Here is a 19,822-nt window from a genome sequence, read left to right on the forward strand (position 1 = left end):
AGTGCTACGCCCCGGCTTCTACGAGCAGCACTCCCCCGACAATGAGCACCACGCCCAGAGATTTTAACCAAGTAAACGGCTCCTTGAACAGGAGATACGAGGCAATGGCGGTAAGCGCAACGCCAGTGGCAGCCCAGATACCGTAGGCCACGCCCAAATCCATGCCGGCCTTGAGCACGAGCGCCAAGAAGCCGTAGGCAGAGACATAACACAGGGCGACGAGCACCACCCAGAAGCGACGTCCGGTCACCGCGGACATGCGCAGGCACAGCGTGCCGGAAACCTCGATGGCGGTGGCGAGGAAAAGCAAAACCCAGATCATTGCGGCGCGACCTCCACCGTGCGGTCTTCATCCTCGTGCGGTTTAGCGCCCATTTCCACGCAGAATACGCCGCCCATAATGAGCGCGATTCCGGCGAGTTTTACCGCGCCGAGCGGCTCGCCAAATAGCGCGGCGGACAGCAATGCGGTGGAAATGACCCCGCCGGATGCCCAGAGTCCATAAGCCACACCCACGTTGACGCCTTCTTGCATCACGCGGTGCAGGAGCACAAAAGCAAGGATGAAGCAGAAGGCGGCCACGCCGTAGATCCAGACATGCTCTACGGCGTACTTCAGCGCAACGGTGCCCGCGACTTCGCTGGCAATCGCGAGAAAGAGAATGACCCAGGCCCTCACTCCATCAACTCCTGTAATTCGCGGGCGTCGATTCCGTGCTCGTGCATTTTAACGCGGCCGTTGGCGTGCGCGATGGCCTCGCGATCCCAGAACTCCGCGGCGCGGGCGGGATCGTGGGAGGCACCATCGGCGCGGACCACGCGCCACCATGCAGCACCGCCGCCGTGGCGCTTTAACACGGTGCCGACGTTGCGCGCACCGCAGCCGGCCACTTTGGCCACCTCACCATAGGAAGTGACGTTGCTGGGCGGAATCACGGCAACAACCGCCAATACGCGTTTGACCAGTGGCGATTCACTCATCGCAATTATTGCGGGTCGAGGCCCAGCACATCATCCGACTCGGTGGGCTCTTCTTCGGGGGCGTCTTCGACCTCGGTGAGGGTGATGGTTGCACCGGTGGAATCGGCCAAAAGGCACATGCGGCCGAAGGGCGAATCCCATGGTTCGCGGATGACCTCGCCGCCTAATTCCACGGCCTTCTTCGCAGCGGCGTCGATATCGCGCACGCCCAAATAGGTCTGCCAGAAACTCGGGACCTGCGGCGGGAACTGCCCCTCGGCGTTCCACAGGCCGGCAAACGGCGCACCATCTTCTTCGGCCGTGGCGTAAATGAAGCTCTCATCCTCGGACTGCATGGAGCGGATTTCCCAGTTGAATAGCTCGCCATAAAAATCCATCGCGCTCTGGAAGCCCGAGGTAGCGGTGAGCTCGTGCCAGACTGGGGTGCCGGGCTCGCCGGCGGCCACGAAGTGCTCCGGGCCGGCGGGCTGGATGAGGCCAAACATGCCGCCAGCGGCGTCGACAAGCAGGGCCATGTGCCCCAGCTGCACCTGCTGCGGCTCCACAAGGATGCGCCCGCCCAAGTTCTGCGCGCGCTGGCAATCGCCCGCGATATCCTTGGACAGGAAGTAGGTCACCCACGTATCCGGCATGGGGGCCTCCTCCGGCTGCGGGATCAGCCCGGCGATGGGCAGGCCCTGCAGGCGCGCCATCTGGTACGGATTATCTTCGCCGGACTCGGCGGAAATTTCCCAGCCCAGCACCTGTTCGTAAAAGTGTGCGGACTTGCGCGGGTCCGAGGTGGTCAGGTCAATCCAGTAGGGCATGCCCACTTCAGCTTCGAATGCTGGCATCTACATATTCCTCCACTTTTCCGGATCAAAGTCATCGTCGGCCGTGGCTTCATCAAAGTAGTCATCGTCATCATCCGGCTCGCCCACGCGCGCGCAAGCATCCTCGATGCACACCTCGTCGCCTGGGTGGAGCATGGCGCCCCGGCGCGTCTCGGGCTCGCCATTGACCGTGACCACGCCTTCTGCGATGAGCTCTTTAGCCTCGCCGCCGGTAGCCACCAAGCTGGCCAGCTTGATGAACTGGCCCAATTTGATGGAGTCGCCGTTGATAGGAATGTCTAGCATGCCGCCCAGCTTACCCAGCCCGCGCGCGGCTATAGCTACGGGTGGGCGATATGGAAGAAATCCAGGACCGTATCGGTGGTCCACTCCGCCCTCACCAGACCGGAATGGTCCGTGGCCCCGCCATTCCACGTGTGCGCGCCACCGTGGATGGTGTACTGCTCGGTGCGCGCATCACATACCCGCCAGGTAAAGTGCTCCACCGCTTCTTTCCGACGCCTCTTTGGAAACGGATTGCACCCATTCTCTTTCGCAATCCCGCGCAGCGATTGCTTTACCGAGTGGTAATGCGCACCGTGCTGGCGCCCACCGCCATATTTCATCAGCACGTCTTCGGTGCCGTGGATATCCAGGTAATCGGTGGGTTCGCTGGCGCAGTCTTTTTCCACGCGGTCATATTTTGCCGCCGAAACCGTGGCCACCGCATCGAATAGGCCCGGCCGCTTGCAGGTCACCGCACGGGCGAACCCGCCGCCATTAGAGAAGCCCACGCCATAGGTGGTCTCAGAAGCCGGATAGTGGCGGCGAACGAAATCGATCGTGTCATCGACGTATTTGAGGTCATCCTCCAAGCTAGTCACCGCGTACGGTGCCGGCGCCCACGCCTTCCCCGCGCCTTGGACGAAGACGGTGATGGCATCGCCCTGGGAGAGATCGGTGCCTTTGAACATATTGCCGGCATCCATCTCATAGCCGTGCATCGCCACGACCACGGGCAGGCGGTGGTGCTTATCCGCATTAAACGGCACGTGCACCACAAAACTGCGATGATTTTGCAGGTTAATGATCTGGTAGCGGCCATTAGCCGTTGTGCCCTGATCCGGCAGCGTGGTGATATAGCCATCGGCCGCGCCTTGCGATTCATTCGGCACGCTGCCCGGCCGCGGCGGTTCTTCCTCGCACCCTGCCATGAGCCCGGCGGCCGCGCATAACCCAGCGCATAGGGCCAGTGCTTTCTTGCCTACCTTAATCACGGGCGCGCAGCTTCACCGCAGTGCCGGTCGCTGTGACCATCAACATGTCATTCGAGGTGCCCATGGGCGAATAATCGAAGGCGATGCCCACCACGCCATCGGCCCCGAGCTCCTGCCCGCGTCGCCACAGCTCATCGAGTGCTGCCTCGCGCGCCTTGATGGCCTCGCTCTCATACCCGGCGGAGCGTCCACCGGTGATATTGCGGAGGGATGCCCCGAAATCCTTCAGCATATTAATACCGATGACGGTTTCCCCGGCGATGATGCGGATATAATCCGTAATCTCGTAGCCATCAACGGTATTAGTAGTGGTAAAAATCATGGACCCAGATTACATGGCTATAAGCCCACGCACTCCTTCAAAAAGGATGATGATGCCCAGCAGCAGGAAGACCACGCCACTGACAATATCCACCCACGCGGAATTCCTGGCCATCCACTTCGATACCGCGCGGGTACTCAAAGCCACGCCCACGAAGAGCACGAGGCTTTCCAGAATCAATACGGCACCCACCATGAGATTGGCCCCAATGCCCATGCTGGGATCAATGAAATTGGCAAAGATGGCGCCGAAGAAAATGACCACCTTGGGGTTCGAGAGATCGCAGATGAATCCCATGCGATAGGCGGTGGCCGCCTTGATAATGCCGTCCGGCGTAAACCCGCGCGGCTGTGGGGCGCGGGTTTCGGTGCCCACTACGGTTGCGGGCGCGCGGCGCTCCTTGATGCCACCGGTAATGGCGGTATAGGCCATCCACAGCAGGTAACAGCCACCGAGAACCTGTAGCGCCACGAGGATGCCAGGGTGCGCGGAAATCAGCGCGGATAGCCCCGCCAAGGAGGCCACGGTCCAAATGGTAAGGCCGGTGGTACTACCAAGCGCCGCCCATACGGCTGCGCGCGTAGAGCGCGCACCTAAGCGAATGATTTGCACTACGTCTGGGCCCGGCGAGGCCATCGCCGCGAACCACACGCCCATTAAGGTCACCAGGGCGCTAATAGCCACCTAACACCTCCATACTCGCATGCGATTGGATTAACACATGCCACTATAAGAACCCTCTCACCTGCAGCGAAACAGGTAAGTTCTGTGATGTAGGTAGCTCCTATATCAACTCTTTTATAGAAATCCGCCACCTGTACTAACCGAAGAGCTCGATAGCGCCCTCCACGGCCATAACGAGTCCCAGCACCGCAAAGATAAGACCGGAAACGATATCGATGGCCGCGGAGTGGTGCGCAATCCAGCGCGATGCCGCGCGCACAATGAGTGCAGAGGTAGAAAACCAGGTCACGGACATCGCCACGCGGATTGCCGCTACCGCAACGGTCCAAGTGGGCGACATATCGGGGCGAATAAACTGCGCGAAAACCGCGGTGAAGAATCTGCATCTAGTCGGTTACGGCAACTGGAACGGCGAGGGGCTCGGCAACGCTGATGAGGGTGGGGGCCTTTGTCAAACACACTGCCCAGATAGTCGCGGGCTGTGTCGACGAGACTCGGCAGCACTCCGAATGGATGTCCGTGGTATCAAGGCCGCTGAACTATTCAAGTTGCGGGACGAAAAGAACCTCGCAGTGACGCTTGGTCCCTGAGCAAGTTCGATCCTTCCACGATCTGCACTGGAGACGCCGAGCGCTCGGGGGCTCTTGACCGGCTGGGGCACGTGCCGGGTGGTGGCTCGCCCACAGCCCCCGTGCCCACCCGCACCGAGAAGGGACAGATCACCGAGTACGATCCCGATTCCACGGAGACGAACCGTGAACTCGAATGACGTGCCTGGCCCAAGGTGAGTCCGCTCGGCGTGTGGTTTAACCCTTATGAGACTTGCCGGTCACAGCCTCAGCGCTTCGCTTGCGCAGCCCGCAGGCCGTTCAAGATCACGATCACTTCGGCAACCTCGTGAACCAACACGACGGCGGCCAGGCCCAGCACGCCGCTGATCGCCAGTGGCATCAACACGATGATGATGGCCAGAGACAGCACGATGTTCTGGTTGATGATCCTGCTTCCTCGGCGGGCGTGCTGCAGCGCCTTCGGGATTAGCCGGAGGTCGTGGCCGGTGAAGGCGACGTCAGCGGACTCGATCGCGGCGTCAGAGCCGGTCGCTCCCATCGCTATGCCCACCGTCGCACCCGCCAGTGCCGGCGCGTCGTTGATGCCGTCGCCGATCATCGCCGTCGGCGTCTTGGAGGAGAATTCGGCGACGATGCTTGCCTTGTCCTCAGGGCGCAGCTCGGCGCGCACGTCGTCGATTCCGGCGATTCCAGCCAGCGCCCGGGCGGTGCGAGTGTTGTCGCCGGTGAGCATGCTTACTTCCACGTCGTTGGCGTGCAGGGCCTGCACGGCTTCGGGCACCTCGGGCCGCAACTCGTCGCGGACCCCGATCGCCCCGGCGAGAGCGTCATCAACGGTGACCAGGACGCAGGTCTGGCCCTCGGACTCCATGCGCTCAACGTCTGCTTTCAGTGGCCCGGCGTCGATCCATCGGGGGCTGCCCACCAGCACCCGTCGGCCTTCGACGGTGCCGCCAATGCCATGCCCAGCTTCCTCGCTGATGTCCGAGGCGGTGGGCGCTTCGGGCCCCGCTGCCGCGATCGCCGCGGCGAGGGGGTGCGTCGATTGCTGCTCAACTGCCGCCGCGAAGGAAAGCACCTGCGTCCGATCGAATCCGTCTGCCGGGACCACTCCGGTAACCTCAGGCTGGTTACGGGTAAGGGTTCCGGTTTTGTCCACTGCCAGGTGACGGATGCCGCCGAGTCGCTCGAACGCCGCGCCGGACTTGATGACCACTCCGAACTGGCTGGCCGCGCCGATCGCGGCCACGACCGTCAGCGGCACGGAGATTGCCAGCGCGCACGGCGACGCTGCGACCAGGACTACCAGCGCACGGGTGATCCACGTCTCAGGGTCGCCCAGCAGTGAGCCGATAACGCCGACCAGCACCGCCAGGATCATCACCCCGGGCACTAGGGGTTGGGCAATCCGGTCGGCGATCCGGGCGCGGTCGCCCTTTTCCGCCTGCGCTTGCTCGACTAGGTCCACGAGTGTGGTCAGCGAGTTGTCCGTTCCAGCTGCGGTCGTCTCGACCTCCAGCACCCCGGCGGAGTTGATCGCTCCCGCAGGCACTTCGTCGCCGGGCGCAACCTCCTCCGGAATGGATTCTCCGGTGATCGCTGAGGTGTCAAGGCTGGAGCGCCCGGATCGAATGATGCCGTCCGTGGCGATCCGCTCCCCGGGGCGCACGAGCATTAGCTCGCCAACCTCGAGGTCCTTCGCTTCGACCTCGGCCGCTGTGCCGTCGCGCAGCACCGTCGCGGTCTGCGGTACCAGCTTCAACAGCGCCCGCAGTCCGCCTTGGGCCCGGTCCATCGCCTTGTCTTCCAGTGCCTCGGCGATCGAATACAGGAACGCTAGCGCCGCGGCCTCTCCGACGAATCCGAGGATCACCGCACCGACCGCGCTGATCGTCATTAGCAAGCCAATGCCGAGCTTGCGCTTCGTGACAAGGTTCCGGATCGCTCCAGGCGCGAACGTGTAAGCGCCCAACAGCAGCCCAACCCAATACAGTACCGTCGCGGGCGTCTCCAAGTCGGACCAGTCCAGCGCCAGCCCTGTTATGAGGGCTACGCCGGAGAAGATCGGCAGCAGTAGCTCAGGGTCCTTCCACCATGGCCGATCGAGCTCGTCGATCTCCGTGGCGGGTTTGTGTTCGCATCCACATGCTGAACTCATGCGTTCGTTCCTTTCTCGCCGCAGTCGGGCACCGAGCACTCAGTGTCGATACAGGAGGCATTCTCGTCGACGGCCAGCGTCGCGTGGACCAGCGCTTCGAGCGCTGCCGCGAGGTGGGGATCGGCGATTTCGTAGCGGGTCTTGCGGCCCTCCGGCTCAGCTACGACAATGCCACAATCGCGCAGGCAGGATAGGTGATTCGAGACGTTCGAGCGGGTCAGATCCAAGCTTTGCGCGAGCACGGCCGGGTAGCTCGGACCGTCTAGTAGGGTTAGCAGGATTCGGGAGCGCGTCGGATCAGCCATGGCCCGGCCGAGCCGGTTCATGACGTCGAGACGCGAAGCAATAGTCAGCATGCGCTGAATTATACAGCATGCGATGAACTATTTAAAATGGGCTGAACTAACAGTCACGCGAAAGTCCTGCCACCTGCAAGAATTAGTCGATGGGATAGCCGATGACTGGTCCTTCGCGGTTCGGCTGCCAACTCAACGCGGGGGCGACATGAGCGGCGAAATTCTCCAGAATCTTCACGTGGATGTCCACACCCACCCCTGTGGGGATGGTGATGAACAGGGTGTCGGCGGACATGACGGCGGCGTAGGTGCGGCCAGCGACACTGACACCAGGTTCTCCATCAAGGGCTAGACACTCACGAACATTGCGTACGGGTCGAACCACACGTAGCGAAGCTTTCTAATAGCCAAATGACTAACTCTTTTCGCTGGTATCCGGGAATGATACTTCCTTGAAGTCCGCAGTGTTGGCTACCCCGCGTACGAAGTACTGGCACTGCTGCTTGGAAACCACTTTGGTCTACGAAGACATAGCCCTTCAAGCTACATCGCAGGAAAATTCCATTTCACGGTCGGTATGGGCCTTTTGCAGTTGGTTAATTCGAAATTCGTTCACCATCTCCTTAGCCACCCGCACGATTAACGCGGTGTTTCGCCATCTTCGCGCGAGGCGAGTAGCTCCTTTAAGTGCGCATCGATGTCATCGAGCCTTTTAATAACGGCAACGGCGAAAACGATACTAATGACTAGAGCGATAATGCTGAGCATTAATGCCTTCCTTTACTCTGGTGCCCCATTACAGTGGACCTGGTTCCTTGCGAGGCGATTAAATCATGGTTCTGGTCAGGCGGAGGGGTACGCGGTGGGAAAGGGGGACGTCGGCAAGCAAAAGCGCCGCGCCCCCAGGAAAAGGGAACGCGGCGCTACAGCCATCCGGCGGGAGGGCGCTTAGTGGTCAGCGCCCTGGATGGAGTGCTTGTGATCGCGGACTGCTTCGCCCTCAGCGTAGAGCGGCATATCCTGCTTGGCCTTGTACCACTCAGCGTGGTTTGGCTCCAGCGGGGTGCGGCCAGCAATGAGGTCGGCAGCCTTCTCGCCCACCATCATGGTTGGGGAGTAGATATTGCCGTTGGTCACGGACGGGAAGACGGAGGCATCCGCAATGTAGAGGCCCTCAACGCCCCACACGCCCATGGTGTCCGGGTTAACCACGGCCATCGGATCGGACTCCGCGCCCATCTTGGCGGTACAGGATGGGTGCAGCGCGGTCTCGCCATCGTTGCGGACCCACTCCAGGATCTCTTCATCGGTCTGGACATCCGGGCCCGGGCTGAACTCGCGGGCGCCGACCTCTTCCATGGCCTTGGTATCCAGCAGGGAGCGGGCAACGCGTACGGCCTCTACCCACTCGCGGCGGTCCTGGTCGGTCTTCAGGTAGTTGAAGAGGATGGACGGCTTGTCGTGGATATCGGCGCTCTTGATGTGAACGTGGCCCTTAGTATCGGAGAACATCGGGCCCACGTGCCACTGGAAGCCGTGCTTGACGTCCGCCTTCTGGCCGTCGTAACGCACGGCCATCGGCAGGAAGTGGAACATGAGGTTCGGGTAATCCTCGTTCTCATTGGAGCGCACGAAGCCGCCGCCCTCAAAGTGGGAGGTAGCAACCGGGCCCTTGTGGGTCAGCAGCCACTGCAGGCCCATGAAGGGCCAGCGCCACTTATCCAGGTAAGGCTGGGAGGAAGCGGTGGACTTGGTGGTCTCATACTGAATGTAGACCTCGAGGTGGTCCTGCAGGTTCTCGCCCACACCCGGCAGGTGCTTGACGACGTCGATGCCATGCTTCTCCAGAATCTCACGGTCACCAATGCCGGAGATTTCCAGCAGCTGCGGGGTATTGATGGCACCGGCGGACAGGACGATCTTCTCGGCATAGACGCGGTGAACGCCGCCCTGCCACTCGTACTCGACGCCGACGGCCTTCTGGCCCTCGAAGAGGATCTTGGTGGTGAAAGCGCGGGTGCGGATCTCGAGGTTCTCGCGATCCATGTTGGGGTAGAGGTATGCGCGAGCAGCGGACCAACGCTTGCCGTTCTTAATATTGCGGTCGAACGGAGCGAAGCCTTCCTGGCGGTAACCGTTGACGTCATTGGTCAGGTTGTAGCCGGCCTCCTGCACGGACTTGAACAGGGCCTGGAAGAGCTCGGAGGTAGCCGGACCACGGGAGAGGTAGAGCGGGCCATCGTGGCCACGGCGCGGATCGTTCGGCTCAGCCGCAGCGGCGGTTTCCATGCGGTTGAAGTACGGCAGGCAGTGGGCAAAGTCCCAGTTCTCCATGCCCGGGTTCTGGCCCCACTTCTCATAGTCCATCGGGTTACCGCGCTGGTAGATCATGCCGTTGATGGAAGAAGATCCGCCGAGAACCTTGCCGCGGGCATGGTAAACGCGGCGGCCGTTCATCTCCGGCTCCGGATCGGACTCGTACATCCAGTCATAGTTCTTTGCACCGATTGGGAAAGAGAAACCGGATGGCATGTGAATGAACAGATCCCACAGGGAATCTGGGCGGCCAGCCTCAAGGACCAGCACGCGGGTGTTCTTGTCTTCGGTCAGGCGTGCGGCGATGACGGAGCCTGCGGAGCCACCGCCAACGACGACGACGTCGCTTACTTCATCGGTGACCTTTTTAGCGGAACGCTTCTTGGTCAGCTTGTCCATAAAACCCATAAATCCCCTTCTTTCTGTGAAATATTTCACATGTCAAGATTGCCCCACCGGAAGTGAAAATATTGTAATTTATACAAAAGTCTGTATTTATTCACACCGCCTTATGTGCGGGCACTACCTCCAGAGTACACATCCCTCTAGAAGTTTGCCCATCTTAATGTATATTTACCTTGTCCGGATGGATGTCTCTGGAGATGAAATCCGAAGTCTTTGCGCATAGTTCGCCCGAATATGATTCATTTCACTCACCTATCTCTCCCTGCGATCTTGTGAGCATTTCGGGGCACCCGTGCGAAAGATTCGGCCCAAACCAACCAACAATAGGAGAAGTAGATGGCTAACTTTGACCCTCACGATCCTGAGGAGTCTCACACTTCAAGTAAAGACCCCCAACAAGGGGGTAAAAACACCTCTCTCGCAGCCCCATCTGGAGAGCCCAAGAAGCGCAGCCCGCGCTACCAAGTTCGTGCCCTCGTCGGCAGCTACAAGGCTGAAACCGGCGATGCCGTAGGCGCGGATCAGGTCCCTGCTCCCAAGACAAACTGGCCGGTATTTATCATCTCCGGCGTCCTCATTATTGCCATGGCGCTCTATGCCGGGCTCGGCCGCGATTCCGCGGCAGAGACCCTCGCCAGCGTCACCGGCTGGATCGGCCACAACCTCGGCTGGTTCTATGTCCTCACCGCCACCATCGCCGTGGTCTTCGTGCTCTATATTGCCTTCTCCAATGCCGGCAATATTCGCCTCGGACCGGACCACTCGCGGCCGAAATTCAATACTTTCTCCTGGGCATCCATGCTCTTTGCCGCCGGCATCGGCGTGGACCTCATGTTCTTCGCCGTGGCCGAGCCGGTCACCATGTACATGCAACCACCGGTTGGTGACGGCGAGACCATGGAGGCCGCCAAGGAGGCCGTGGTCTATGCCATGTTCCACTATGGCCTGACCGGCTGGGCTCTTTACGCCCTGATGGGCATGGCCTTCGGTTATTTTGCCTACCGCCTCAATATGCCGCTAGCTATCCGCTCCGCGCTCTACCCGCTCATCGGCAAGCGCGTGCACGGCCCTATCGGCTCCGCGGTAGACATCGCCGCCATGCTAGGCACCGTCTTCGGTGTGACCGCCTCCCTGGGTATCGGTGTGGTGCAGCTGTCCTATGGTTTCCACCTCATCTTCGGCATTGAGCAGGGCTTCGGTCTGCAGTCCGCCCTCATTATCATCGCCGTGGCCATTGCAACGTTGTCGGCCGTATCCGGCGTCGATAAGGGCATTCGCTTCCTCTCCGAGCTGAACGTCTACCTGGCCATTGCGCTGATGATCTACGTCGTGGTCTTTGGCAAGACCGCCTACCTCTTCGATGCCATCGTGACCAATATCGGCGACTACGTTGCAAAGTTCCCGTCCTGGACCATGGAGACCTTCGCCTTTGCCGATGACCAGGCCACCGTAGATACCTGGATGCAGTCCTGGACCCTCTTCTTCTGGGCATGGTGGATTGCCTGGGCTACCTTCGTCGGCCTCTTCCTGGCCCGCATCTCCCGCGGCCGCACCCTGCGCCAGTTCATCTTTGGCACCCTGACCTTCCCGTTCCTGTTCATCCTGATGTGGATGTCCTTCTTCGGTAACACCGCCCTGGACATGGTCCGCTCCGGTGACTACCCCGAATTCGCCGAAAATGCGATCAACGTGCCGGAGCAGGGCTTCTACGACATGCTGCACGAGTTCCCAGGCTCTGGCATCGTCATCTTCTTGACCACCTTCATCGGCCTGCTGCTCTACATCACCTCGGCCGACTCCGGCGCGCTGGTGATGTCCAACTTCACCTCCCGCATTACCGATAACCGCCAGGATGGCGCGCGCTGGCTGCGCATCTTCTGGTCCGTGACCGTGGGTGCGCTGACCCTGGCGCTGCTGCAGATCGACGGCATCGCCACCGTGCAGTCCGCGACCGTCGTAATGGGCCTGCCCTTCGCGTTCGTGGTCTACCTCATCATGTTCTCTCTGTGGAAGTCCCTGCGCCTAGAAAACGTCCAGCGCGAGGCCCGCACCACCGCTATGCACGGCGTGATTTCCTCCCGTACCGAGCGCGAGCCTTCGGATTCCAACCTCTGGAAGAATCGCCTCGACCGTGCCAATACCTTCCCTTCCAAGCAGGAGATGGATACCTACCTGCGCGAAACCGCTACCTACGCCCTCGAGCAGGTGGCAACGCACATGCGCAGCCGCGGCTACGATGCCCTCTTGCTCACCAGCGAGCTTCCCGACGTCGAACTTCCGCAGCTCGACCTCGAAGTTAAGCTGCACAATGAGCGTATGTTCCGCTACCAGCTCTTCCCAGTCGCGGCCGAGCGCCCCGACTTCAGCACGGGCGAGGGCGACGAGTACTACCGCCTCGAGGTCTACGATATGACCGGTTCGCTAGGCTATGACGTCTACGGCTATTCCGAGAACCAGATCATCAATAACGTGCTAGATCTCTACGAGCGTCACCTGGCCTTCCTCTACATGCAGCAGACCCAGCCGGGCGATTCCGATGTCTCCGATGGCGCCGAGCCCGAGCGCACTTGGCGCGAAGATAGCTAAGCTGGCCATTACAACTACCTCTATGAGAGAAAGGTTGCTTTTCACTTGAGCACCCAGAACACTTTGTTCGACCCCACCCAGACCGAGCTGCTGAAGGTCGTACATGCCGACGGCGCCCCAAAGTCCCTGTTTATCAACGGTAAGTGGGAAGCCGCCCAGAGCGGCGAAACCCGCACCATCATTTGCCCGGCCGATGGCTCCACCGTCGGCCTCGTCTCCGAGGCATCCGACGAGGACACCGAGCGCGCCATCAAGGTTGCCCGTGAAACCTTTGATAACGGCGAGTGGGCCAATACCCCGTCCGCCGAACGCGGCAAGCTCGTCATCCACGTGGCCGATTTCATCCGTGAGCACAAGGAGCTTTTCGCTCAGGCCGAATCCGCCGATACCGGCAAGCGCTACGAGGAATCCTTGGGCGATATGGATGACATCGCCAACGCCTTCGAGTACTTCGGCACCCTGGCCCAGCACCAAGCCGGCCGCGTAGTCGACCCGCAGGATCCCAACTTGCGCTCGCGCATCGACGCCGAGCCCGTTGGCGTCTGCGGACTGATTACCCCGTGGAACTACCCGCTGCTGCAGGTCTCCTGGAAGGTCGGCCCGGCCCTGGCTGCCGGCAATACCTTCGTCCTCAAGCAGGCGGAGCTCACCCCGCACACCGCCATGCTGCTCATGGCCGCCCTCAAGGAGTGCGGTCTGCCGGACGGCGTAGGCAACCTCATCACCGGCGCTGGCGCTAACTGCGGCAACCCGCTCTCCCAGCACCCAGATGTAGACATGGTCTCCTTCACCGGTGGCCTGGTTACCGGCAAGATCATTGCCAAGAATGCGGCTGAGACCGTCAAGCGCACCGCGCTCGAGCTCGGTGGCAAGAACCCGAACGTCATCTTCGCCGATGCCGACTTCGACGTCGCCGTGGACAACGCCCTCAATGGCGCCTTCTTCCACTCCGGCCAGGTCTGCTCCGCAGGATCCCGCATCGTCGTGGAAGAGTCCCTGCACGATAAGTTCGTCGATGCCCTGGTAGAGCGCGCCAATAAGATCAAGATCGGCGGCCCGACCGATGACAAGGCCGAAACCGGCCCGCTCATCTCCGCCGAGCACCGCGAAAAGGTTGCCGCCTACGTGGACAAGGCCCGCGAGCAGGGCGCCAAGATCCTCACCGGCGGCCGCGCTGCTACCAGCGAGGACACCAATGGCCAGCACGGCACTGGCACCACCGACCTGGGCGCTGGTGTCTACTACCTGCCAACCATCATCGATGGCGCAACCCGCGAGATGGACTGTGTCCACGACGAGGCCTTCGGTCCGACCGTGACCATCGAGACCTTCACCACCGAGGAGGAGGCCATCGAGATCGCCAACGACACCGAGTACGGCTTGGCAGGCGCCGTCTACACTTCCGACGCCGGCCGTGCCGAGCGCGTCGCCCGAGCCTTGCGTCACGGCACCATCTGGATCAACGACTTCCACCCATACCTGCCGCAGGCAGAGTGGGGCGGCTTCAAGCAGTCCGGCAACGGCCGCGAGCTTGGCCCCACCGGCTTGGCCGAGTACCAGGAGCACAAGCACGTGTACCAGAACCTCTCCCCTGCCGCTTGGGATCAGTTCGGCCTGCAGTAACTAAGCCGGCCACAGAGCCTTCAGCCTCCGCTGCTCACGAAGAGCGCGGGGGCTGGCTTTTGTATGCGGCCAACGCGAACTGATTATGCAGTAACGGCATCTTCCAGCTCGGCCAGCAAGGAATTGGTGCGTTCTACCTTGGCATCTACAGGGCGGAATTCGCCGTCGGTCCAGTCAGTAAAGAAACCGAAGTCGAGCTGATTGCGCAGCTGTGGCATGGAGAAGTTGACCACGATGGTGCGCCATGCTTCCACGCCGCGGATTGCGCCTGCTGGACCGTAACCGGCGAACGCGACTGGCTTACCGGCCCACTCCCCGGCCAAGCAGTCGAAGGCATTCTTGAATGGACCTGGCACGGAGCGGTTGTACTCCGGGGTAACAAATACGAAACCATCGCAGGCATCCACTGCATCAGACCAAGCTTGCACCTTTTCATCTGCATACTGCTTATTAGCGGTGGCAGGAATGACGTCAGTGGTCAGCAGCGGAACATCAAACTCCTTGAGATCCAGCAGGGTGTACTCCACCCCATCCTGGCGCCCCTGGGCGAGATCATAGAGCCACTCCCCCACTACCTTGCCGGCCGAGTTATCGCGGGTAGTGCCGATGATGATGCCGATACGAGACATAAGAGAACCTTCTTTCCTTCAAGCTTTATGTAACGTCCCTAGCTTACCGCCCGCGCAGATACTTGTCTGATGGTGATGTTGATACGTCCCTCACTCAACCCGCACCCCTCCGGCAACGTTCCATCATTAACGCGCACCACGCCGTGGTAGGCAAAGCGCTTTGGCCCACCAAAGACCACCAAATCCCCAGAGCACAGCGTGATATCATCCCACGGCCGCGTGCGCGATTCGGTATGGCCCATGCGGAAAAGCGCCTCATCCCCAATGGATAGCGAAATCACCGGGGCGGGTGACTCCTCGGAATCATCCACGTGCATGCCCATAGCCGATCCCGGTGGATAGTAATTCACCAATGCCATCTCCGGCACGAAGGTCTCCACCCATGGCTCTAGCTCGGGTGCTACCTCAGCCGCGGCGCACAGTGCCCCCGGAGCAATCCGCCGCAGGCTCTCCGGCACCGGCGGAACCCGCGTGCCGTCCATATTGTCTACATACCGATAGCTGGGATAGTGCCAATACCTCCCCAGATGCAGCTGAAATACGCTCATCTGTCCGCCCGATTTCAGCCGCGGACGCACCATCGCCATCGGCGTAGCCGCATACTCACGCGCAATGCCGCGCATCTCTTCTACTAGGGCCTTCTGCTTATCGACGCCCACCCATCCCGGCACATGCCCCACCCCCGGAGCCACACGCACGCTCGGCCGCGGCAGCGAATCAAAGAGCATGACCTCACCCTAATCCCCTAAGCCCCTAGAATTAAGCCAGTCCAGCTTTCGAGGGCTAGTTAGTTAGAAATATTCCCTCTTTAGATTGATGGAGATGCCAAAGAACCGCAGAGCATCGTTTCGATTTACACGCCGCCGCATCCTATTCGACAGAAATCCTCACTAAGGATGCCTTGAGCGAAAATAGGTTCGGGGGCAAATGCGCCACATCGCTGCCAAAGTTCCATGGCGCTGCCGCATGGATGGATGAATTTCTATACTTCGTTTTGGAAGTGAAAACGCCTGACGGAAAGGCCTTTGTCGACTTTGAAACCATTCTCCACCCCGCGGGAATTTCTAAAATATTCGGTTGAGTATGAAAATGTTCACGACTTATGGGCGTACGACATTGCTAGTGAATCAATCCTCAAGAACCTCGATTTTGAAGAGCCGGACCGTATTACGTGGTTCAAAACTGATGGCGAGAATTTCGTTCCGCCTACATGGAGCGATGTGCTAGCTTTAGCTCACATTTCGGATCGAATATGGATACGGGTTTAAAGGATTACGAGGTTACCCGCTACAAGGAAACGACCGCATGATCGCCACCTGCTATCCACGAGCTGACTCATAACGCACAGCCCGAAAATACCACTGATACGATAGCCCGATTCACCGCTACCTAGGACCTGTCTGTTTTCGGAAGAAGTCTACTCAGGCATTCACTGGGGTGGTTCGATTTAAAACTCCAGCGATCAAAGATTGAACCGAGGTAGAGATGAGTGCGCGCTAGCCGGAAACGCGATTGGCCTCCAACTAGCGCGGTGCTGAAAAACTAGCTCATGGAATGGATGTTTGCCGGTCTTAGCGTTCCCAGACTCGGTGCGATGCGAGGAGTTTCTTTATTGGTTCAGCTGCTTGGCGTGGGGAATCAACGGAAACGATTCCTGGTTGCTCGCTTTTAACGCGTGCGTATTCAAGCGCCGAAGATGCATTGCTGTCAGCGAGAACAATAGCCTTCTTGTGGCGTTCAAACTCGCCGAGCATCGTGGATACTTCAGAATTGTGCGGGGGATCTAGAACTACTGCTGCATCAAACTCTATGGAGCGAGCAGTCAGGTAGGTTCGAGAAACTGACACTTCAGTCTCATCGACAGAGACGGTCCCGCCCTTAGTAGAAATGACCATAGGAACAGCACCCGCGTCGAATAGGTCGTTAAGCAGTTCCCCTACTCCGTCTAGTTCCTGATTCGAATTGATAAGAATTGCAACTCGGCGCCCATCAATGGGCCACGTCTTACCCAACTGTGACAGAGCGGGGGAAGGGCTGGCGTCGGGTACTTCCTGTTGCCGCGGATGCGGAAGGCCCAAATTATCAGCGACAGTTTCTGCCAGCTCTTGGTCTACGTGTGCGAGAACATCGAGGTAGCGCAGCTTAATGGCCTCTTCATAGCACTTGCCTAGTTCAAAGGAGAAAGCTTCGATAAGGTGCTGTTTCTCAGTCTCTGTCAAAGACAGGTAGAACATGCGCGCTTGCGAAAAGTGGTCTTCGAATGAAGCCGGACTCTGTCGAGTTACGTGTCCTTCTACCGGGCGAGGCACATCTATGAATGCACCTTTGTCAATCGGCGTTTCGGTTGGGTTGCCGGCGTCAAGACTATTTGGTTTGTAGGGAGCTATACCAGTATGCGCTGCCTGCTGGTAGGGCCCGACCCCCGGAAAGTGGACACGTCGGGGGTTAACTATGCGACTTTAGCCAGTGTAGCTGAAGTCGCGGCTTCAAAGACATCAGGAGCCACAAGATTGCACCAGGAGTGGCGCCTGCGGGTGTTGTAGCGCATGCACCACCGGAAGACCTCTTGGCGACAGCTAATTGGGTTGTCAAAGACTTTCCGCTCTCGCAGTACTTCCCGCTTGAGCGTGGCGTTAAACGATTCTGCTAGGGCATTATCGGCACTCGTTCCTACCGCTCCCATGGACTGGCGTACACCCAGCGACGAGCAGTAGTTTCTGAACGCTTGTGAGGTGTACACGCTGCCGTGATCGGAATGGAAAATAGCCCCGTCAAGACTGCCACGCACACCGTGTGCGTGGGCTAGAGCATCAATGACCAACGAGACACGCATGTGGTCTGCGAGTGCATAACCTGCAAGTTTACGCGAATAGGTATCAATGACTGTAGCCAAATACATGTTCTTTCCGCACTTACACGGCAGGTAGGTAATGTCGCCGACATACACACGGTTCGGCTCGTCAGCGGTGAATGTACGGCCTACTAGATCTGGCATGACACGGTGACCAGGCTTACGCCTGGTAGTGATGCATCGACGGCGTTTGCTAAAGCCTTTTAGTCCCATGGTTTTCATGATTCGTGCGACCTTCTTGTGGTTGACCGGGGTATACGCCGGGTCTTCCTTGAGGCTTGCGGCGATGCGTTTAGCACCATAAAGCCCGTGCTCATCATCGAAGATGGCCTTGATTCTTGCACCAATAAGACCGTCAGAATATATCTTTAACCTGCGCTTTTTGCGGGTGCTCACCCACTTGTAAAACGAGGAACGATTGAGCTTTAACACATCGCACATCCGCTTAACCGAGTACTCGGTTCGGTGGTCATAGACAAACTGGAAGCGGATCACCAGCGTGTCTCTTCGGCAAAATATTTCGCGGCCTTGCGCAGAATATCGCGTTCTTCGCGCAGCTTAGAGACTTCCTTTTCTAGCTGGCGGATTCGCTCAGAATCATTCGCCTCTTGGGCTTTATCGTGCACGGCTTTTATGCGGGCACGTTTGCCGGTGCCGTACTTCTTGACCCATGAATGTAGCGAGGCTCGGTTGATTCCGAGCTCGGCTGACGCTGAGTTCAACGAGAGGTCCTCGTTGTTCTCATAGAGGGCCACGGCATCGCGTTTGAACTGTTCGGAATACCTGGACATGGTGGTAGATTACCTTTCTTCCCAGCTCGACTGGGCTGGATATCAGGTGTCCACCAAATGGGGGTCAGTTCAGTACATGCCGTCGCGTAGGTTGTCATTGACTGGCGAGTGGGGTCGATTGATAGGCAGCTGGCTGAAGTTGGGTCCGCCCAAACGAGATATCTGTGTGTCGAGATAAGAAAATAGGCGTGCCTGCAAGAGCGGATCGTTGGTGACGTCGATACCAGGAACGAGATGACCAGGGTGGAAAGCGACCTGCTCGGTCTCTTCAAAGTAATTTCCTGGGTTTTTATTGAGCGTTAGCGTGCCAATAATCTCTACTGGGGCAAGTTCTTCAGGAATGAGCTTCGTCGGGTCGAGCAGGTCGATGCCTTCAAACATCTCTTCCTTGGTGTCTGGGAATACCTGGACACCCAGGTCCCATTGCGGGTAAGCGCCGGCTTCGATAGCGTCGGCGAGATCTCGGCGGTGGAAATCAGGATCTACACCACCGGTAATTTGAGCTTCTTCCCACACCTGGGAGTGAACTCCTAGGCGTGGCTTGAAGTGGAATTTGACGAGAGTAGTTTCTCCGGCATCGTTAATCATGCGGAAGGTATGGATGCCGAAGCCTTCCATAGTCCGTAGTGATTGTGGGATACCACGGTCTGACATGTTCCAGAATGTATGGTGGGTGGCTTCGGTGTGTAGTCCGACGAAATCCCAGAAAGTATCGTGCGCACTTTGCGCCTGCGGGATCTCGCGATCCGGGTGGGGTTTTCCGGCATGCACAACGTCGGGGAATTTGATTCCATCTTGAATAAAAAAGACAGGGATATTGTTGCCCACTAAGTCCCATACGCCTTCTTCGGTATAGAATTTCACTCCCCATCCGCGAGTATCGCGCACGGTATCAGCAGAGCCGCGGGAGCCCAAAACGGTAGAAAACCGCACGAAAACGGGGGTTTCTTTACCTTCGGCGAATACACCAGCTTTAGATATTTTAGAAGCCTTGCCGTTAGAGACAAACGTGCCGTGAGCACCTGCACCACGTGCGTGTACTACACGTTCCGGAATTCTTTCATGATCGAAATGGGTTATTTTTTCACGGAAGTGATGATCTTGCATAAGCAGCGGACCACGCTCCCCTGCCCGCAGAGAGTGACTAGTTTCGTTTAGCCGAGCCCCTTGAGCCGTAGTGAGATACTCACCCTGTTGATGACGCGGATCCACATTCCCCGCGCCGATTTTAAAAGGACATCCAGTTGCTGAATAGGCTTCCGGAGGGGTTTGTGAATCGAGTGGTTGGGGTGGTGCAGTGGCCTCATTGGGTTCGCTTACGTGGGGGGTGTGGCCGCCGGGGGTTCCTGGTACCTGATTTCCCTGTGGTGAGGCAGATGGGGACGACTCATCTTGACTCATTGTCTGCTCCTAGACGTGAAACAAATAGTGACACCTTAAGGATAAAGCGAATTTTGAGTTTGCGCAGGAGAAGCAGGAATCAAGAGAGTTTAGCTGGCCGCTGGTTGGGTATCTGAGAG

The 19,822-nt window shown here is 59.0% G+C and carries 19 protein-coding genes and 2 pseudogenes; 2 read left to right on the plus strand and 19 right to left on the minus strand.

The features are described from left to right. Positions 1–4: 4 nt before the first annotated feature. From LG376_RS03070 to betA, 14 genes and pseudogenes are all read right to left on the minus strand, one after another. Positions 5–322, minus strand: a complete 318-nt coding sequence (locus tag LG376_RS03070; RefSeq protein WP_225746129.1) for a multidrug efflux SMR transporter — start codon at positions 320–322, stop codon at positions 5–7. Further along, positions 319–678 carry a multidrug efflux SMR transporter gene (locus LG376_RS03075; protein WP_225746130.1) on the minus strand — a complete coding sequence of 120 codons (360 nt, stop codon included), beginning with the start codon at positions 676–678 and terminating at the stop codon, positions 319–321. The genes LG376_RS03070 and LG376_RS03075 overlap by 4 nt, the downstream gene beginning before the upstream one ends. Beyond that, positions 675–980, minus strand: a complete 306-nt coding sequence (locus LG376_RS03080) for an MGMT family protein (RefSeq protein ID WP_225746131.1) — start codon at positions 978–980, stop codon at positions 675–677. Before LG376_RS03080 ends, LG376_RS03075 begins: the two co-directional genes overlap by 4 nt. A 5-nt stretch (positions 981–985) precedes the next feature. Then, positions 986–1,813: a VOC family protein gene (locus LG376_RS03085; RefSeq protein ID WP_225746132.1), complete on the minus strand. Its 828-nt coding sequence runs from the start codon at positions 1,811–1,813 to the stop codon at positions 986–988. Then, positions 1,814–2,098 (minus strand): RNA-binding S4 domain-containing protein, encoded by a 285-nt coding sequence (locus LG376_RS03090; protein WP_005323225.1) that lies wholly within the window; start codon positions 2,096–2,098, stop codon positions 1,814–1,816. 35 nt (positions 2,099–2,133) lie between these two features. Beyond that, on the minus strand, positions 2,134–3,069 hold the full coding sequence (locus tag LG376_RS03095) for a PHB depolymerase family esterase (RefSeq protein ID WP_225746133.1): 936 nt from the start codon (positions 3,067–3,069) through the stop codon (positions 2,134–2,136). After that, positions 3,062–3,391 (minus strand): YbjQ family protein, encoded by a 330-nt coding sequence (locus LG376_RS03100; protein ID WP_005323228.1) that lies wholly within the window; start codon positions 3,389–3,391, stop codon positions 3,062–3,064. The genes LG376_RS03095 and LG376_RS03100 overlap by 8 nt, the downstream gene beginning before the upstream one ends. Positions 3,392–3,400: 9 nt before the next feature. Continuing rightward, positions 3,401–4,075, minus strand: a complete 675-nt coding sequence (locus LG376_RS03105; RefSeq protein ID WP_225746134.1) for a LysE family translocator — start codon at positions 4,073–4,075, stop codon at positions 3,401–3,403. Between the two features lie 136 nt (positions 4,076–4,211). Next, entirely contained in the window at positions 4,212–4,415 is a 204-nt protein-coding gene (locus tag LG376_RS03110; protein ID WP_198492332.1) for a hypothetical protein, read from the minus strand. A gap of 497 nt (positions 4,416–4,912) precedes the next feature. Then, on the minus strand, positions 4,913–6,805 hold the full coding sequence (locus LG376_RS03115) for a cation-translocating P-type ATPase (protein WP_225746135.1): 1,893 nt from the start codon (positions 6,803–6,805) through the stop codon (positions 4,913–4,915). Beyond that, complete coding sequence (locus LG376_RS03120; RefSeq protein WP_225746136.1) at positions 6,802–7,161, minus strand: helix-turn-helix transcriptional regulator; 360 nt, start codon at positions 7,159–7,161, stop codon at positions 6,802–6,804. Before LG376_RS03120 ends, LG376_RS03115 begins: the two co-directional genes overlap by 4 nt. Before the next feature lie 82 nt (positions 7,162–7,243). Further along, a pseudogene (locus tag LG376_RS03125) lies at positions 7,244–7,438 on the minus strand (alkane 1-monooxygenase); the annotation flags it as partial. A gap of 302 nt (positions 7,439–7,740) precedes the next feature. Beyond that, positions 7,741–7,869, minus strand: coding sequence for a hypothetical protein (locus LG376_RS03130; protein WP_049358964.1), 129 nt, complete (start codon positions 7,867–7,869; stop codon positions 7,741–7,743). Between the two features lie 180 nt (positions 7,870–8,049). Then, on the minus strand, positions 8,050–9,825 hold the full coding sequence (gene betA / locus LG376_RS03135) for a choline dehydrogenase (RefSeq protein WP_225746137.1): 1,776 nt from the start codon (positions 9,823–9,825) through the stop codon (positions 8,050–8,052). Between the two features lie 333 nt (positions 9,826–10,158). Between betA and betT the strand changes: the two genes are divergently transcribed. Both betT and LG376_RS03145 read left to right on the plus strand, forming a co-directional pair. After that, the gene (gene betT, locus LG376_RS03140) at positions 10,159–12,408 is read left to right on the plus strand and encodes a choline BCCT transporter BetT (RefSeq protein ID WP_225746138.1); all 2,250 of its coding nucleotides are present in this window, start codon (positions 10,159–10,161) and stop codon (positions 12,406–12,408) included. A gap of 45 nt (positions 12,409–12,453) precedes the next feature. Continuing rightward, entirely contained in the window at positions 12,454–14,031 is a 1,578-nt protein-coding gene (locus LG376_RS03145) for an aldehyde dehydrogenase family protein (RefSeq protein WP_225746139.1), read from the plus strand. A gap of 83 nt (positions 14,032–14,114) precedes the next feature. Here the strand turns inward: LG376_RS03145 and LG376_RS03150 are convergent, their stop codons facing one another. From LG376_RS03150 to LG376_RS03170, 5 genes and pseudogenes are all read right to left on the minus strand, one after another. Further along, complete coding sequence (locus LG376_RS03150; RefSeq protein ID WP_049377089.1) at positions 14,115–14,660, minus strand: NADPH-dependent FMN reductase; 546 nt, start codon at positions 14,658–14,660, stop codon at positions 14,115–14,117. Between the two features lie 38 nt (positions 14,661–14,698). Beyond that, a complete protein-coding gene (locus LG376_RS03155; protein ID WP_225746140.1) occupies positions 14,699–15,388 on the minus strand; it encodes an alpha-ketoglutarate-dependent dioxygenase AlkB in 690 nt (229 codons plus the stop codon). Between the two features lie 843 nt (positions 15,389–16,231). Next, positions 16,232–16,969: a catalase-related domain-containing protein gene (locus LG376_RS03160; protein WP_225746141.1), complete on the minus strand. Its 738-nt coding sequence runs from the start codon at positions 16,967–16,969 to the stop codon at positions 16,232–16,234. A 140-nt stretch (positions 16,970–17,109) separates the two neighbouring features. Beyond that, a protein-coding gene (locus LG376_RS03165; protein ID WP_225746142.1) for an IS3 family transposase occupies positions 17,110–18,302 on the minus strand; the annotation gives its coding sequence in 2 pieces (ribosomal slippage) (positions 17,110–18,023 and positions 18,023–18,302; 1,194 coding nt in all). 72 nt (positions 18,303–18,374) lie between these two features. Beyond that, positions 18,375–19,703, minus strand: a pseudogene (locus LG376_RS03170) (catalase); the annotation flags it as partial. Positions 19,704–19,822 lie beyond the last annotated feature (119 nt).

This window comes from Corynebacterium sp. Marseille-P4611, from assembly GCF_916618765.1.
In the GTDB taxonomy this organism is placed as follows: domain Bacteria; phylum Actinomycetota; class Actinomycetes; order Mycobacteriales; family Mycobacteriaceae; genus Corynebacterium; species Corynebacterium marquesiae.